13 protein-coding genes are annotated in these 15,435 nt (G+C 63.1%); 11 read left to right on the top strand and 2 right to left on the bottom strand.

All coding sequences use genetic code 11. The features are described from left to right. Positions 1-14 precede the first annotated feature (14 nt). The 8 genes from APH34_RS06055 (at position 15) to APH34_RS06020 (ending at position 9,164) form a co-directional block, all read left to right on the top strand. Entirely contained in the window at positions 15-851 is an 837-nt protein-coding gene (locus APH34_RS06055; protein WP_054900274.1) for a 23S rRNA (adenine(2030)-N(6))-methyltransferase RlmJ, read from the top strand. 162 nt (positions 852-1,013) lie between these two features. Beyond that, a complete protein-coding gene (locus APH34_RS06050) occupies positions 1,014-2,771 on the top strand; it encodes a carbamoyltransferase (protein ID WP_054900273.1) in 1,758 nt (585 codons plus the stop codon). Continuing rightward, entirely contained in the window at positions 2,755-3,885 is a 1,131-nt protein-coding gene (locus APH34_RS06045; protein WP_054900272.1) for a glycosyltransferase, read from the top strand. Before APH34_RS06050 ends, APH34_RS06045 begins: the two co-directional genes overlap by 17 nt. Next, the gene (locus APH34_RS06040; RefSeq protein ID WP_054900385.1) at positions 3,885-4,781 is read left to right on the top strand and encodes an antimicrobial resistance protein Mig-14; all 897 of its coding nucleotides are present in this window, start codon (positions 3,885-3,887) and stop codon (positions 4,779-4,781) included. Before APH34_RS06045 ends, APH34_RS06040 begins: the two co-directional genes overlap by 1 nt. Next, on the top strand, positions 4,778-6,181 hold the full coding sequence (locus APH34_RS06035) for a PIG-L deacetylase family protein (RefSeq protein WP_054900271.1): 1,404 nt from the start codon (positions 4,778-4,780) through the stop codon (positions 6,179-6,181). Before APH34_RS06040 ends, APH34_RS06035 begins: the two co-directional genes overlap by 4 nt. A gap of 47 nt (positions 6,182-6,228) precedes the next feature. Beyond that, positions 6,229-7,185, top strand: coding sequence for a glycosyltransferase (locus APH34_RS06030; protein ID WP_054900270.1), 957 nt, complete (start codon positions 6,229-6,231; stop codon positions 7,183-7,185). 68 nt (positions 7,186-7,253) lie between these two features. Next, on the top strand, positions 7,254-8,027 hold the full coding sequence (locus APH34_RS06025; RefSeq protein WP_054900269.1) for a hypothetical protein: 774 nt from the start codon (positions 7,254-7,256) through the stop codon (positions 8,025-8,027). 45 nt (positions 8,028-8,072) lie between these two features. Beyond that, entirely contained in the window at positions 8,073-9,164 is a 1,092-nt protein-coding gene (locus tag APH34_RS06020) for a glycosyltransferase (RefSeq protein ID WP_054900268.1), read from the top strand. Positions 9,165-9,167: 3 nt separating this feature from the next. Here APH34_RS06020 and APH34_RS06015 read toward each other — a convergent pair whose 3' ends face one another. After that, positions 9,168-9,773, bottom strand: a complete 606-nt coding sequence (locus APH34_RS06015; protein WP_054900267.1) for a hypothetical protein — start codon at positions 9,771-9,773, stop codon at positions 9,168-9,170. A 100-nt stretch (positions 9,774-9,873) separates the two neighbouring features. Between APH34_RS06015 and APH34_RS06010 the strand changes: the two genes are divergently transcribed. The 3 genes from APH34_RS06010 (at position 9,874) to hldE (ending at position 14,425) form a co-directional block, all read left to right on the top strand. Further along, positions 9,874-11,049, top strand: a complete 1,176-nt coding sequence (locus APH34_RS06010) for an O-antigen ligase (protein WP_054900266.1) — start codon at positions 9,874-9,876, stop codon at positions 11,047-11,049. Between the two features lie 15 nt (positions 11,050-11,064). Next, positions 11,065-12,873 carry a lipid A export permease/ATP-binding protein MsbA gene (msbA, locus tag APH34_RS06005; protein ID WP_054900384.1) on the top strand — a complete coding sequence of 603 codons (1,809 nt, stop codon included), beginning with the start codon at positions 11,065-11,067 and terminating at the stop codon, positions 12,871-12,873. A 130-nt stretch (positions 12,874-13,003) separates the two neighbouring features. Beyond that, positions 13,004-14,425 (top strand): bifunctional D-glycero-beta-D-manno-heptose-7-phosphate kinase/D-glycero-beta-D-manno-heptose 1-phosphate adenylyltransferase HldE, encoded by a 1,422-nt coding sequence (gene hldE / locus APH34_RS06000; protein WP_054900265.1) that lies wholly within the window; start codon positions 13,004-13,006, stop codon positions 14,423-14,425. 31 nt (positions 14,426-14,456) lie between these two features. On the opposite strand, the gene APH34_RS05995 is transcribed toward hldE, so the two are convergent. Then, on the bottom strand, positions 14,457-15,425 hold the full coding sequence (locus tag APH34_RS05995; protein ID WP_054900264.1) for a hypothetical protein: 969 nt from the start codon (positions 15,423-15,425) through the stop codon (positions 14,457-14,459). Positions 15,426-15,435: the final 10 nt, after the last annotated feature.

The following is a 15,435-nucleotide window of genomic DNA, read 5'->3' as shown; positions in this document are numbered from 1 at the left end:
CCGCAGGAGTTGCCATGAATTATCGTCACGCCTTCCACGCCGGCAACCACGCCGACGTTCTCAAGCACATCGTGCTGACCCGCCTCATCGCCCTGATGTCGCGCAAGGAACAGCCGTTCGCCTATATCGATACCCATGCCGGCCTCGGTCTTTATGACCTGCAAGGCGACCAGGCGACCCGTACCGGTGAATACCTCGAAGGTGTCGCGCGCCTGTGGAACCGTGATGACCTACCGGCCGTGGCTGCCGACTACCTGCGCATCATCAAGCGCCTCAATGCCGATGGCGAGCTGCGCTACTACCCTGGGTCGCCGGAGCTGGCTCGTCGCTTGATGCGGCAGCAAGACCGGGCACTGCTCAATGAGAAGCACCCCGAAGACGGGCCGCTGCTCAAGGAGAACATGAAGAAGGACCCGCGCGTAGTGGTCCACCTGGGCGAGGGTTGGCACGTGCCGCGTGCGCTGCTGCCGGTGCAGGAAAAACGCGCCATCATGCTGATCGATCCGCCCTTCGAGCAGGCCGATGAACTCAAGCGTTGCACCAGCTCGATGAAAGAGGCGATCGGTCGCATGCGCCAGACCGTCGCGGCCATCTGGTACCCGATCAAGGACCAGCGGTCACTGACCCGTTTCTACCAGGACCTGACCAGCACCGGTGCGCCGAAGCTGCTGCGGGTCGAGCTGTATGTGCACCATCAGGACAGCCCGCAGGGGCTCAACGGTTCGGGCCTTGCCATCGCCAACCCGCCGTGGGGGCTGGAAGAAGAGCTCAAGGAGTTGCTGCCCTGGCTGGCCAAGGAGCTGGCACAGACTGCGGGCAGCTACCGGATGGATTGGCTGATCGCCGAGTGATTCCCCACTGCAGGCCCCTGTAGGCGCGCGCCTTTTGCGATGCACGGCCGCGCCTAGAAGGGGGCGGTGTGTCTTTCGTGTTTGCGTTATAATCTCGCCCTTTAGCCGCCACCCGCCCACGAGGCCGCTGGCGCATCTCTACCGAATGAAGAGGCTAATCCCTTGGCATTGACGATTCTTGGCCTGTCCGGCGCCCTTAGCCATGACCCTTCCGCGGCCCTGTACATTGACGGCAAACTGATTGCCGCCGCCGAAGAAGAGCGCTTCGTGCGTGACAAGCATGCGAAGAACCGCATGCCTTACGAATCGGCGAAGTTCTGCCTGGAGCAGGCGGGTATCAAACCGTCCGACGTCGACGTGGTGGCCATCCCGTTCGCCCCGATCAGCCTGTTTGGCAAAGCCCGCTGGCACTATGCCAAGCGTTACTGGTACGCCCCGGACCGCGCCCTCGACGCCATCCTGATGGGCAACCGCCGCTACAAGCGCTACCGCAAGAAGATCGTCTGGTGCCTGGAGCAACTGGGCTTCGACCCGAAAAAGGTCAAGATCGAGCCGGTCGAGCACCACCTGGCCCACGCCTCCAGCGCCTACCACTGCTCGGGCTTCAAGGAAAAAACCGCGATCCTCGGCATCGACGGCAAGGGCGAGTACGCCACGACTTTCTTCGGCTATGGCGAAAACGGCAAGATCCACAAGATCAAGGAATTCTTCGACCCGGACTCGCTCGGCGGGCTGTATGGTGCGATCACCGAGTTCCTCGGTTTCGAGATGCTCGACGGCGAGTTCAAGGTCATGGGCATGGCGCCGTATGGCGATGCCAGCAAATACGACTTCTCGCGCCTGGCCAGTTTCGAGAACGGCGAGCTGGTGATCAACACCGAATACGCTAACGTCATTGGCCTGCGCCGCTATAAAGAGAAGGGCAAAGGCTTCTACTTCTCGCCGAAGCTGATCGAATGGCTGGGCCCCAAGCGTGAAGGCGACATCGCCGACGAGCCGTACATCCACTATGCGGCCAGCATGCAGGCGCTGTTCGAGAAGCTGGCCCTGCAGATGATCGACCACTACCTGGGCGACACCCTGCGGGAAACCGGCAAGCTGGCCTTCGCTGGCGGCTGCGCGTTGAACGTGAAGCTCAACCAGAAGATCATCGCCCGTTCCGACGTGAAGGAGCTGTTCGTCCAGCCGGCCTCCGGCGACGCCGGCACCGCAGTGGGGGCTGCCGCTTACGTTTCCCACGCCCGTGGTGTGCCGGTCGAGAAGATGGAGCACGTCTACCTCGGCCCGTCGTACTCCAACGAAGATGTGATCGCCGCCTGCGCCCGCCACCCGAACCAGCCAAAATGGCGCAAGCTGGAGAACATGCCCCAGCAGATCGCCAAGATCATGGTCGATGGCAACCCGGTCGCCTGGTTCCAGGGCCGCATGGAGTTCGGCCCGCGCGCCCTGGGTGGCCGTTCCATCATCGGCTGCCCGAGCGTTGAAGGCGTGGCCGACCGCATCAACCACCAGATCAAGTTCCGTGAGCGCTGGAGACCCTTCTGCCCGTCGATGCTCGACACCGTTGCACCGCAGATGATCAAGGTCGACCATCCGGCGCCATTCATGACCTTCACCTTCGAAGTGGCAGAAGAGTGGAAAACCCGCGTGCCGGAAGTGGTCCACGAAGACGGTACGTCGCGTGCCCAGGTGCTCAAGCGCGAGTACAACCCCCGTTACTACGACATGATGAAGGCGCTGGAAGACCTGACGGGCAACGGTGTGTCGCTGAACACCTCGCTGAACCGCCGTGGTGAACCGATGATCTGCTCGCCGACCGATGCCCTGAACATGTTCTTCGGCTCGGACCTGCAGTACCTGATCATGGAAGACATCCTGGTCGTCAAGGACGGCGCAGCCGCGTATGACCAGCCGCTCTGAACCGCGCATCCTGCAGTTCTGCCACGGCTATGACGGGCCGTTCCTCGACTGCGCCCGTCAGTATGCCAGCCTGTTCCAGGGCAGCGGCTACAAGGTCACTACGGTGTTCCTGACCGGCGCTGCCGACCCGCAGGTTGCGGCGGGCTGTGCGTCGGATGAGGTGCTGTTTCTCGAGTTCAGTTCCAAGGCGGTGCGCGGCCTGAAGCTGGGCGCCATTCGTGCCCTGCGAAGGATTGCCGGCGAACGTGATTTCAGCTTCTGCATCGCGCACCGTTTCAAGCCGATCTATGTGACCCTGCTGGCCACCGGCCTGCCGGTGATCGGCGTGCACCATGCGTTTGGTGATTACCAGCGCAAGGGGCGGCGGCTGTTCGCCAACCTGTTCAGCAAACGTTTGAGTTTGCTCGGCGTGTCGGATGCAGTGCGTGACGACATGCGCCGTTGCCTGGCCCAATGGCCGGCTGAACGTATCCAGACCCTGTACAACCGTATCGACATCCCGGCGCTGCAAGCCGCGCTGGTGCCCCGCGCTGAGGCGCGCCAGGCCCTGGGTCTGGATGCCCAGGCATGGGTTGTCGGTAATGTCGGCCGCCTCCACCCGGACAAGGACCAGGCAACACTGCTGCGTGGCTTTGCCGAGGCGCTGCCCGCACTGCCTGCCGGCGCCCGCCTGGCGATCCTGGGCAAAGGGCGCCTAGAAGGCACGCTCAAGGCGCTGGCTGCAGAACTGGGCATCGCCGGACAGGTCGACTTCCTTGGCCAGGTGCCGGATGCCCGCCGCTATTTCCAGGCATTCGATGTGTTTGCCTTGAGCTCCGACCATGAGCCGTTCGGCATGGTCCTGCTTGAAGCCATGGTCGCGGGCGTGCCCGTGCTGGCCACCGCCTGTGGCGGCGCTCGCGAGGTGGTCGAGGGGGTGGGCGTGCTGTTCCCGCTCGGTGATGCCGCGCAACTGGCGCAAGGGTTGAAGCATATGTCTTTGCTGGGCGAGCAGCAGCGTGAGGCCTGTGCCACGCACATGCTGCAGCGGTTGCATGAACGCTTTTCCGACCAAGCGGTGCGTGAGGCCTTCTGGCAGTTGCCGCAGGTGCGCGCGCTGGTGACGCAGGCATGATGCTCAACCCTATCCAGGCATTCCGTGAGCGCGGCTGGCAAGTGATCGATGCAGCGGCCTACGCCGAGGCGTGGGCACGATTCGGTGGTAGCGTGGCCACACATCCGCTGGTTATCGAGCAACTGGCCGACCTGGCGCAGATTCCCGTCCGCTACCTGGGCTGGCATCAGGCCGGCGAGCTGAAGGCTGCCATCCCGACCTGGGGGCGCCACCTGGCGCTGTCCAAGGACGTGCTCAAACGGGCCGGCAAAAAAGGCCTGTTCGATCTGGGCAATGCCGAAATCATCCTACCGGCCGCCGCTGATGCGGCGGCGCCCCTGCGCCATGCTGGGCGCTACCTGTCCGAATTCAACCAGGGGCGTTTCACTGGCCTGAAGGCGCAAGCTGAACAACTGGCCATGGCCCGCCCTCACGAAGACCTGTCGAAGAAGTTCCGCTACAACCAGCGCCGCGAGTTGCGCCTGCTGGAGGAGGCGGGGGGTGTTGTACGCCCGATCAACGACTTCAGCGCCATTGAAGTCGCCACCATGTACTGTGACCTGTTCCAGCGCCGCTGGGGGTTCCCGGCCACCGGTGCCGAGCGCATGGTCGACGTGCTGCAGCGCCTGCGTGAACTGCTGATCGGCTCGGTAGTGTTGCTGGACGACAAACCCATCGCCATCCAGTTGGTCTATCGCGTCGAAGCGCCGCAATGGATCAGCGTCGAATACGTCAACGGTGGCGTCGACCCCGAAACCAAGGCCTTCAGCCCCGGCAGCGTGCTCAGCTTCCTCAACACCCAGGCTGCCTGGGAAGATGCCCAGGCGCGCAACAAGCCGCTGCGGTTCTCGTTCGGCCGTGCCGACCGCGAGTACAAAGACCGTTGGTGCAACCCTGTGCCGGTGTTCCAGGCGTGAGCCGCAAGCAGCAGTTGCTCAAGCGCCACCGGCGCAACAAACGGCTGGGCCTGCTGGCCGGCTTGGTCGCACTTGGCGCCCTGGGCGTTTTTGTCTGGTGGTGGCTGCCGCTTGTGCTGCTGCCGCTGATTTGGGCCGCGCACGAAGCCTGGTTCGCTGACCATCTGTTCTATGCCCCAAGCGAAGATTATGTCTATCGCTTCGGCGAGCAGACCCGCGAGGCCGCTGTTGCCCTGCGTGGCGGGGTGCTCAAGGCCGACACCGTGTTGCACGGGGACGAGACCCTGATCCTCGAGGTTCGGGTGAAAAGTGCAGGTCTGGGGCGTTTTCTCGATCCCCGTGTGGAGCTGCTGGGCGACGGGCTCAGCGATCGGCAGACCTTCGAGCGCGGTGTCGATGGGGTTCGTTTCCTCAACCTCACTGGGCTGGCAGAACCGCTGCAGGCAGGTACCTTGCGTCTGCGTGGGCGGCACTGTCGGCTGCAGGGCGAGCCCCGTCTGTGGGTGTCCCCCGGCATCGAGCTGCAGCGCCGACGGGTGATGGTGATCGCGCCCCACGCCGATGACGCCGAACTGGCGGCTTATGGCCTTTACAGCCAGGCCGACGAAACCTGGGTTGTTACCTTGACCGCTGGCGAGATCGAAGCCGAACATTATCAGCAGATGGGGCTGGGCAAGGCCGAGGCTGCTCGCCTGAAGGGCCGCTTGCGCGCCTGGGACAGCATCGCTGTGCCGCGTTGGGCGGGCGTGCCGGAGGCGCGTTGCGTGCAACTGGGCTACTTCTGCCTGCAGTTGCCCGCCATGCAGGCCGCGCCGGATCAGCCGGCAGCCTCGCGCGAGGCCGACATGGCCGATATCCGCCCGTTCCGCCAGTTCAACCCGTTCCCGTTGCCGGCCGACCATGATGGCGCGCCGACTTGGCAGAACCTGCTGGCCGACCTGCGCGCCCTGCTGGAAATGGCCAAGCCGCAAGTCCTTGTGATGCCGCACCCGCAGCTCGACCCGCACCCGGACCACATCTGTGCCCAGGCGGCGGTCATGGAGGCCCTGCGGGGCCTGGCATGGCAGCCGCAAACATTGCTGTGCTACGCCAACCACCTGCATGACAACGACCGCTGGCCGATGGGTGACAGCGGCGACGGTGTGGCCTTGCCACCGCAACAGGCCGCCGAAGACGCCTGGGCGCCATGCACGCTGGTGCTGGACCAGGCAACCCAGCGCGACAAGGCCATGGCCCTGGGCATGATGCACGACCTGCAACCCCCGGCGCCGTTCAAGCGCCGCCTGCGTCGCCTGTTGCAGCGTTGGCTGGCCGGGCGTCGGCCGTCGCCTTATGGGGAAAACGAGTTTTTCCGCAAGGCCGTGCGCCGGCATGAACTGTTCTGGCGACGTGAGCTGTAAGCAGCGCCATGGTTGACCGCGATGGCGCAGAGCGCCCAAGGAAAGCAATGAAAGTCCTATTTCTGGTGCAGAAGGAACAGCGGGCGATCCTCGATCGCCTGTACGACGGCGTCGCGGCCAATTGTGAGTGCGACTTGCGCTGGCTGACCAGCGAAGACCAGCGCAACCTGCGTCGCTACTTCAAGCGCGAGGTGCAGGTGGAGCGTTATGACCGCATCGTGTTCTTCCTGCGCTTCAAGCAAGAGATCCGCCAGGTGGGGTTCATCCGTACGGTGCCGAACCTGGTCATCCTCGAGCACGACGCCTATCAGAACTACATCCCCTGCAAATACACCGGTAAGTTCAGCGCCCATTACCGCCAACTGCCGTGGGCGCGGGTGATCAGCTCCGGTTACAGGGTCAGCGAGCGCCTGCGCCAGGAAGGCTTCGACGCGGTATTCGTGCCCAAGGGCTACGACGAGCAGTTACTCACCGACCAGGGCCGCGAGCGCGATATCGAGCTGGCCTTCGTCGGCAGTACCAACAGTGTCGCCTACAGTGGCCGCAAGGCACTGCTCGACGAGCTGGGGCAGGTAGAGCACCTGGTGGTGACCCGTACAAAATCCGGCGAGGACTACTGCAATACGCTCAACCGGATCCGTTTCTTCGTCAGTGCCGATGTCGGCATGGGCGAGTACATGATCAAGAATTTCGAGGCCATGGCCTGCGGCTGCGTGTTGCTGGCGTTCGACCAGGGCGAAGCGGAAAACCGCGCCCTTGGCCTGCAGGACATGCACAACGTGGTGCTCTACGACACCATCCCGACGCTGCAGGCGAAGCTGCGCACTTTGCGTGACGACCCGGCCCTGGCGCGGCAGATTGCCGAAAATGGGCGCCATTTGGCGGTTTCCCGTTTCAGCTTTGGTGAAGTAGGCCGTAGCATCGTCGACCATATGCGCCCGGCGCTCAGGCCGCACCCACCTCTGTCCCCGTGGCAGCGGTTGCGGCTCAAGCTTGGCTTTTAATTTTAAAGAACTTTGGTTTTCACGGGCCGGGAACGCAAAGTCGATTGTCGTAACGCGGAGGGAGTCCGGTGCGCTTTTCTCAAGAGAGTGATGTCACGCTGGTTGTAACCAGCTGTGGCCGATTCGATCTGCTCAAGGAAACCCTTGAGAGTTTTGATCGCTATAACACTGCGCCCATACGTGAAGTATTCATTACCGAGGACTCCGGTGAGGATGCCGTGCATGCGGCCGTGCCGGAGCACTGGAAGCCCCACTGCACGGTGTTCGTCAACCGGCCCAAGCTGGGGCAGTTGGCGTCGATCGACCTGGCCTACAGCCAGGTCAAGACGCCCTACATCTTCCATTGCGAGGATGATTGGCGATTCTACCGCCAGGCGTTTGTCGAAGACTCCAAGGCCATTCTGGAAGCCAGCCCCGACCTGCTGCAGGTCTGGCTGCGCAGCCACGCCCATGACCTGGCGATCCACAGCCCCTACATCCATTTGGGCGAGCGCCGGTTGATCGCCGGGGTGCCGTGCTATCCGTTGCTGTCCGACAAAGCCGAGTGGCAGGCGTTCTCGCTCAACCCCGGCCTGCGCCGGCTAAGCGATTATCAGCGCTGTGCGCCATTTGCCGCCTATGCTGGTGAAAAGGCGCTGTCCCGGCGCTACGCTGAGTTGAACCTCAGCGCTGTCACCCTTGAGGGCGATGCGGTGCTGCACACCGGCTTTGGCAGCCATGTGACCGTGCCGGAGGAGGTGCAGCGCAAGGTCAAGCGGCGCCAGCGTGACCGGCTGAAGCTGGCAGTGGCACTGGTGGCAGGCGCTTTGATTGGTACGGGAATCGCTGTTTTTGTTCTCTGAATTCGCTGTCCCACCTGGCTTGCGCGGGAGAGGGGCGCTATCCCCATGAACATCGTCAACATGATGTGGGCGGGTGGTTCGCCGTACATGTCCATCCACAAGGTTCACCGCCAGGTTCTGTCTCACGCAGGTGCCGATGCGCGCATCAGCAACTGGCTGCTGCTGGGCAGCGGTCTGTACTACGGGCTGGGCTCCACGCGGGAATGGCACATGCCGCAACGCGCGCTCAAGGGGCGGCACCTGTGGCGCCTGCTGCGGCCGTGGTTGCGCTTGCGGCTGCGCAAGGCCCTGCTGGAGGCGCGGGCCGATGTGGTGCTGCTCGATGGTGTCGGCGTGGCACGCCTGGTGCTGCCAATGTTGCAACAGGTGCCCGGCGTGCGGGCCAAGGTGCTGTTCCATGGGCAGACACGGCTCAATGCCAGCGACGTTCGCCTGCTGTGCGCGTTGCCCGCTGACCGGCTGAGCATCGCTGCAGTCTCACAGACGCTCGCCCGGTCGCTGGAGCATGACCTGGGCCGCCCAGTGCAGACGCTGCGCATGGCCCTGGATCCCCACGCGTTTGCCGCGCCGTTGATGAGTCAGGCGCGTGCCCGGCAGGTTTTGGCCTTGCCCCAGGGGGGCGCGACAGTGTTGGGTGCCGTGGGCCGGCTGGTCGAAAGCAAAGGCTTCGAGATGCTGGTAGAAGCGTTTGCCATGGGCGCGGCGGGGCAACCGCATGTACACCTGGCGATCATTGGTGACGGCCCGCTACACGCCAATCTACAAGCCCGGATCAACGCATTGGGGCTGAATGGCCGGGTGCACCTGTGCGGCCATCACGACGACTTGCAGCTCCTGTACCGTGCGTTCGACTGGTTCATGGTGCCCTCGCGTTCGGAAGGGTTGGGGCTGGTGGTGCAAGAGGCGGTCATGGCCGATGTGCCGGTCATCTGCAGCGATCTGCCGGTATTCCGTGAGCAACTGGAAGAGGCCGGCTGTTATCTGCCCATTGATAGCGTAGAGGCCTGGGCCAAGGCGATCGAGCGCTGCGATGCCCTCAGCGCGGCGGCGTTGGCCGCCCGGCAGCGTCAGGCGCTGGCGCCGGAGGCGGCCTGGCAGGCATTCAGCGACGGGTCGGCCAACCTGCTGCGCGGCTGAGGCTCAGCGCGCCAGCAAGGCCGCTTCGAAGTCGGAAAGGGGGAAGCGGTCGCCCAGGTTCTCCCGCTCGATGTAGCGCACCATGTGTTGCACGTTACGCCGCACCATGCGTGCCGACAGGGGCGGGCGCAGGAAGCGCATGTCGGCCACATCGATCAGGCCCAGGCGCTGGTCGGGGGTTACCACCACATTGCCCAGGTGCAGCGAGCGGAAGTAGATGCCACTGCGGTGCATCTGACGGATCAGCTCGATCAGGCGGGGTAGGTAGGTGGCCCAGCTGAAACCGGCTTCACGCGACATCTGCAGCAGTGTGCGCCCCGGCAGGGGGCGATACAGCACGGCCGTTCTGCCTGGCAGCTCCAGCTTGTGCTGGCTGATCACCTCAAGCGTGGGGATGCCTAATTGCGCAAGGCGCGCAGCGTTGTCGACGAAGCGCTGGGAGTAGGGCTTGAGCAGCGCGGATGAAATCAGGCGCTTGCGACGAAAAACCTTCAGGATATTTCCATCTTCAAGCAGGTAGACTTTGGCGCCATGACTGTCTGCCTCAAGTACCTGGGCGCCAAGTGTCAGCTGATCGAAGTCGACCTGGGTGAGCCGAGAGCATTGCATGAATTGAGCCTTGTCGTCTGGCGAGCAAAATGACCGGCAATAATGCCGAAAATAATGCCGTAGCACCACGTTGGTGTCTTTTGATTGTCGGGGAGAGCTGATGTTGTATGAAAAAAACTGGGCTCGGGTCTGGTTGGGTTTTGGTCTGGTCTGGTTTATTGCCGCCATTGCCCTGGCGCCCAGCAACAAGGTCTATCAACAAGGCCTGGTAGCTTTCCTGTGGCTGCCAACCCTGGTGCTGGCGTGGTCGGCGCGGGCCGTACTGGTGGAGGCCTGGCGTCGCCAGCCGGTGTTGTGGGGGGCGGTGATGCTGATGCTGGCGTGGGGCGCCATCAGTCTGGCCTGGTCTTCGGCTGAGGACCTGGGGCGCGAGGCCAAGCGCCTGCTCTACATCCTGGTCTTCCTGCTGGCGTTCCCCTTGCTGGCACAAGCCGGCCCCGCACGCATCCGCCACCTGCTGCAGCTGGGCAGCGGCCTACTGGCCGTTGCTGCACTGCTGTCGATCGTCCATTTCTATGCCTTGCAGGGCAACCCGCTGGTCGACCGGCTGGCGGGCATCGGTGAGATTTCGCACCCGATCCTGGGTGCCTACGTGGTGGGCGCGGCGGTTCTGCTCTTGCTTTATCAGTTGCCTCACCAGCGCGTTGCCCAACTCGCCTGGCTGGCGGCATTGGCCTGCCTGGGCGCGTTCGTGGTGCTCAGCCAGAGCCGGGGTGCCGTGCTGGCCTTGCTGTTTACCGTGGTGCTCGCACCGGTATGGTTCCGCGACCGGCACAGCCGGATGATCGCAATTGCGGCGGTCATTGCCACAGGCCTCGCCTTTTGCGTGATCTACGACGTGATCACCGCACGCGGTGCTTCATTCCGGCCGCAGATATTTGAAGTGGTGATGCAGATGATCGGCCAACACCCGTGGACGGGGTTGGGGCTGGGGGCGCCCTACAAGGTGAACGCGGCCGGCTTGCAGTTCGACCACACCCACAACATGTTCACCCACGTCGCGGTAGAACTGGGGCTGCCGGGGATGGTGATGTGGATTGCGATATGGCTGCTCACCCTGGGTGAAATCATCCGTGCGCGCCGCACGCTTTTGGGCAAGATCCTGCTTGGGCTGTGGATTTTTTCCACATTGGCCATGCAGTTCGATGCCGCCAGCCTCACGGCAACACCCCGGGCAGAGTGGTTCATCAGCTGGCTGATCGTCGGCCTGGCCATGTTGTTGCCCTGGGGGCGTGCCGAAAATGACGCCTGTGGTAAAATTTCCGGTTCAACCTGAACAGCGAGCTCGATGATGGCCGAAACACCGCTACCAGCGGAGCACACCTCCAGCCTGAAGATCTACTTCCGGTTGCTGAGCTACGTGAAACCCTATGCCGGCATTTTTCTGCTGAGCATCGTCGGTTTCGTGATCTTTGCTTCGACCCAGCCCATGCTGGCCGGGATCCTCAAGTATTTCGTCGATGGCCTGAGCAACCCGCAGGCGGTGCTGTTCCCCAACGTACCGTACCTGCGCGACTTGCAGCTGCTGCAGGCAGTGCCGTTGCTGATTATCCTGATTGCCGCCTGGCAGGGGCTAGGCTCGTTCCTCGGCAACTATTTCCTGGCCAAGGTTTCCCTGTGCCTGGTGCATGACCTGCGTGTGGAGTTGTTCAACAAGCTGTTGGTGCTGCCCAACCGCTATTTCGATAACCACAACTCCGGGCACCTGATCTCTCGCATCACCTTCAACGTGACGATGGTGACCGGTGCTGCCACCGACGCGATCAAAGTGGTCATCCGTGAAGGCCTGACGGTGGTCTTCCTGTTCGCTTATCTGCTGTGGATGAACTGGCACCTGACCCTGGTGATGGTCGCCATCCTGCCGGTGATCGCGGTGATGGTGAGCGTTGCCAGCAAGAAATTCCGCAAGCAGAGCAAGAAGATCCAGGTGGCCATGGGCGACGTGACGCATGTCGCCTCCGAAACCATCCAGGGCTACCGCGTGGTTCGCAGCTTCGGTGGCGAGGCCTATGAGCAGCAGCGCTTCGGCCGCGCAAGCCAGAGCAATACCGACAAGCAGCTGCGCATGACCAAGACCGGCTCCTTGTACACGCCATTGCTGCAGCTGGTGATCTACAGCGCCATGGCCGCCTTGATGTTCCTGGTTTTGTTCATGCGCGGCGATTCCACCGCTGGTGACCTGGTGGCCTATATCACCGCCGCTGGCTTGCTGCCCAAGCCGATTCGCCAGCTGTCGGAAGTCAGTTCGACCATCCAGAAAGGCCTGGCCGGCGCCGAGAGCATCTTCGAGCAGCTGGACGAGCAGCCGGAGGTCGACAGCGGTACCGTGGAGAAGGCGCGGGTGGAGGGCCGCCTTGAGGTGCGCAACCTGAGCTTCACCTACCCAGGTACCGACCGCGAGGTGCTCAGCGACATCAGCTTCGTCGCCGAACCGGGGCAGATGATCGCCCTGGTCGGGCGCTCAGGCAGCGGCAAGTCGACCCTGGCCGGGCTGATTCCGCGCTTCTACCACCACGACAAGGGGCAGATTCTGCTCGATGGCGTGGAGATCGAGGACTACCGCCTGCGCAACCTGCGCCGACACGTCTCCCAGGTGACCCAGCATGTCACCCTGTTCAACGACACAGTGGCCAACAACATCGCCTATGGCGACCTGGCCGGCGCCCCACGCGCCGACATCGAGGCTGCGGCCGCCGATGCCTATGCCAAGGAGTTCGTCGACAAGCTGCCCAAAGGCTTCGACACCGAAGTGGGTGAGAACGGTGTGCTGCTGTCCGGTGGCCAGCGCCAGCGCCTGGCGATTGCCCGGGCATTGCTGAAAAACGCACCGTTGCTGATCCTCGATGAAGCGACCTCGGCGCTTGATACCGAGTCCGAGCGGCATATCCAGGCGGCGCTGGACCATGTGATGCAAGGCCGCACCACGCTGGTGATCGCCCACCGCCTGTCGACCATCGAGAAGGCCGACCAGATCCTGGTGATGGATCAGGGCCGCCTGGTGGAGCGTGGCACCCATGCCGAGCTGTTGGCGGCCAATGGCTATTATGCCCGCTTGCATGCCATGGGCCTGGAAGAACCGGCAAAGGCCGATATCACCTGAGTTACCTGGATCGGGGCCGTAACGGCCCCGATTGTCACCGGAGTTTTCCCGGGGCCGATCTGGCCGTAAAGCCGTCGTTTACCCTGTGCTAATATCCTGCCCCTGTTCATTATTTCCATATGGGTTGCCCATGAAGTTGTCCATGCCGCGTTTCGATCAAGCCCCGGTATTGGTGGTCGGCGATGTCATGCTCGACCGCTACTGGCATGGCGGTACTTCACGTATTTCGCCAGAAGCGCCAGTGCCAGTGGTCAAGGTCGATCAGATCGAGGATCGCCCCGGCGGCGCGGCCAACGTTGCCTTGAACATCGCCGCCCTTGGCGCGCCTGCATCGCTGATCGGCGTGACCGGTCAGGACGAGGCCGCCGACAGCCTGGCCAATAGCCTCCAGGCCGCGGGGGTGCGTTCGGTGTTCCAGCGCATCGCGCACCAGCCGACCATCGTCAAGCTGCGGGTCATGAGCCGTCACCAGCAACTGCTGCGCATCGATTTCGAAGAGCCGTTCGCTACCGACCCGCTGTCGCTGGGCACGGAAGTCGAAAAACTGCTCGAAGGGGTCAAGGTGCTGGTCCTGTCCGACTACGGCAAGGGCGCACTGAAGAATCACCAGAGCCTGATCCAGGCCGCACGGGCCAAAGGCATTCCGGTACTGGCCGACCCCAAGGGCAAGGATTTTTCCATTTACCGGGGTGCCAGCCTGATCACCCCGAACCTCAGCGAGTTCGAGACCATCGTCGGCCGCTGCGCCGATGAGGCCGAGCTGGTCGCCAAGGGCCTGCAACTGCTGCTGGATCTCGACCTGGGGGCGTTGCTGGTAACCCGTGGCGAGCACGGCATGACCTTGCTGCGCACCGGCCAGCCGGCCTTGCACCTGCCTGCCCGTGCCCGTGAAGTGTTCGATGTTACCGGTGCCGGCGATACCGTCATTTCGACCCTGGCCGCTGCCATCGCCGCGGGTGAGGACTTGCCCCACGCAGTGGCCTTGGCCAACCTGGCCGCCGGTATCGTGGTGGGCAAACTGGGTACGGCCGCCATCAGTGCCCCCGAGCTGCGCCGGGCGATCCAGCGTGAAGAAGGTTCTGAGCGTGGTGTACTGGGCCTGGAGCAACTGTTGCTGGCCATCGATGATGCGCGCGCGCACAACGAGAAGATCGTCTTCACCAATGGTTGCTTCGACATCCTGCATGCCGGTCATGTGACCTATCTGGAGCAGGCGCGCGCGCAAGGTGATCGCTTGATCGTTGCGGTCAACGACGACGCTTCGGTTAGCCGCCTGAAAGGCCCTGGCCGCCCGATCAACAGCGTTGACCGGCGCATGGCCGTGTTGGCGGGGTTGGGGGCGGTGGATTGGGTGATCAGTTTTGCAGAAGGTACGCCGGAAAACCTGCTAAGCCAGGTCAAGCCGGATGTACTGGTCAAGGGTGGCGACTATGGTATCGACCAGGTGGTTGGCGCCGATATCGTCAAGGCCTATGGCGGTACTGTGAAGGTACTGGGGCTGGTCGAAAACAGCTCGACCACGGCGATCGTCGAAAAGATTCGCAAGCACTGAGACCGCGGGGGCTGCATGGCAGCCCCCGATGTCATTTGTGCAGTGAGGTACGTGCCCGCTTCAGCAGTGCCCGCGCCTTGTCGCCAAACCGTTGCAGGTGCGACGCCCGTACGGGCTTGCGCTCCACCAACCCCTGCTGCTTCACCCATTCCTTCCAGCGTATCCGCTCTTCGCTGACCAGCCAGCCGTCCTGGCGCGCGAAGCTTTCGGCCAGATACAGCCCTCGGGTACTGGCCGGCACCAGTTCATCTTGTTTCAACGTGTACAGCTCAGCCAATGGCTTGCCGTCCTGCAAGGGCATCAGGTAAAGGTCCGGCCGTTTACGGTTGAGCCGTGCCACCAACTGATCGCCCTCCAGGCGTTCATCGACATGGAACAGGCTCAGCTTTTTCGCTTCCCTTGGTACTTGCAGTCGCATGTCGTAGATCAGTTGCAGCGATGCAGTGGGCAAATGCACATAGGCCCGCGGTCGCTCCAGCAGCGTGAGGTTGCCACAATGCACCGGCCGCGCAGCGCCAGACTGCGGTGTCAGCACGAACGGCAGCGCTTCGCGGTAGTGCAGGGCGGCAGCGTAGGGCGCCGGTAGCCAGGTATCGTTGAAGCGCCCGCCCAGCCAGCCTTCCGGGGTTTCCAGCAGGCATTCTTCAGCAACTTCCTGCACGGCGGTGTGCAGCGGGAGGTTCAGCTCCTGCGCCGGTACGTAGCCAGAAATCAGTTTCAGCACCACATCGCCACGGTCTTGTCGGCGCTGACGCACCAATACCCAGTAATCGCGGTTCTGCCAGTGCAGGGTAAGGCGTACCGAAACCCCCAGGTTGGCTAGCTCAGCCACGAAGTGCTGCGCGTCGGGCAACTGGATGGCTTTGCGCCGCTGCTGGGTTTGGGCAAAGTTCAGCGGCATACCGATACTCTGGTAGCTCAGCCCTTCGGGCGTAGCCTCGACATGCAGCGGCAGTGTCTTGAAGTTGCTCGGGTTCTTGCGGATCAGCGTTCGCGCCACGAGGCTCCTC

It is taken from the genome of Pseudomonas sp. NBRC 111131, assembly GCF_001320525.1.
Lineage (GTDB): Bacteria > Pseudomonadota > Gammaproteobacteria > Pseudomonadales > Pseudomonadaceae > Aquipseudomonas > Aquipseudomonas ceruminis.
Note: the sequence above shows the minus strand (reverse complement) of the source record. Positions and strands in the feature narration are given on the sequence as shown.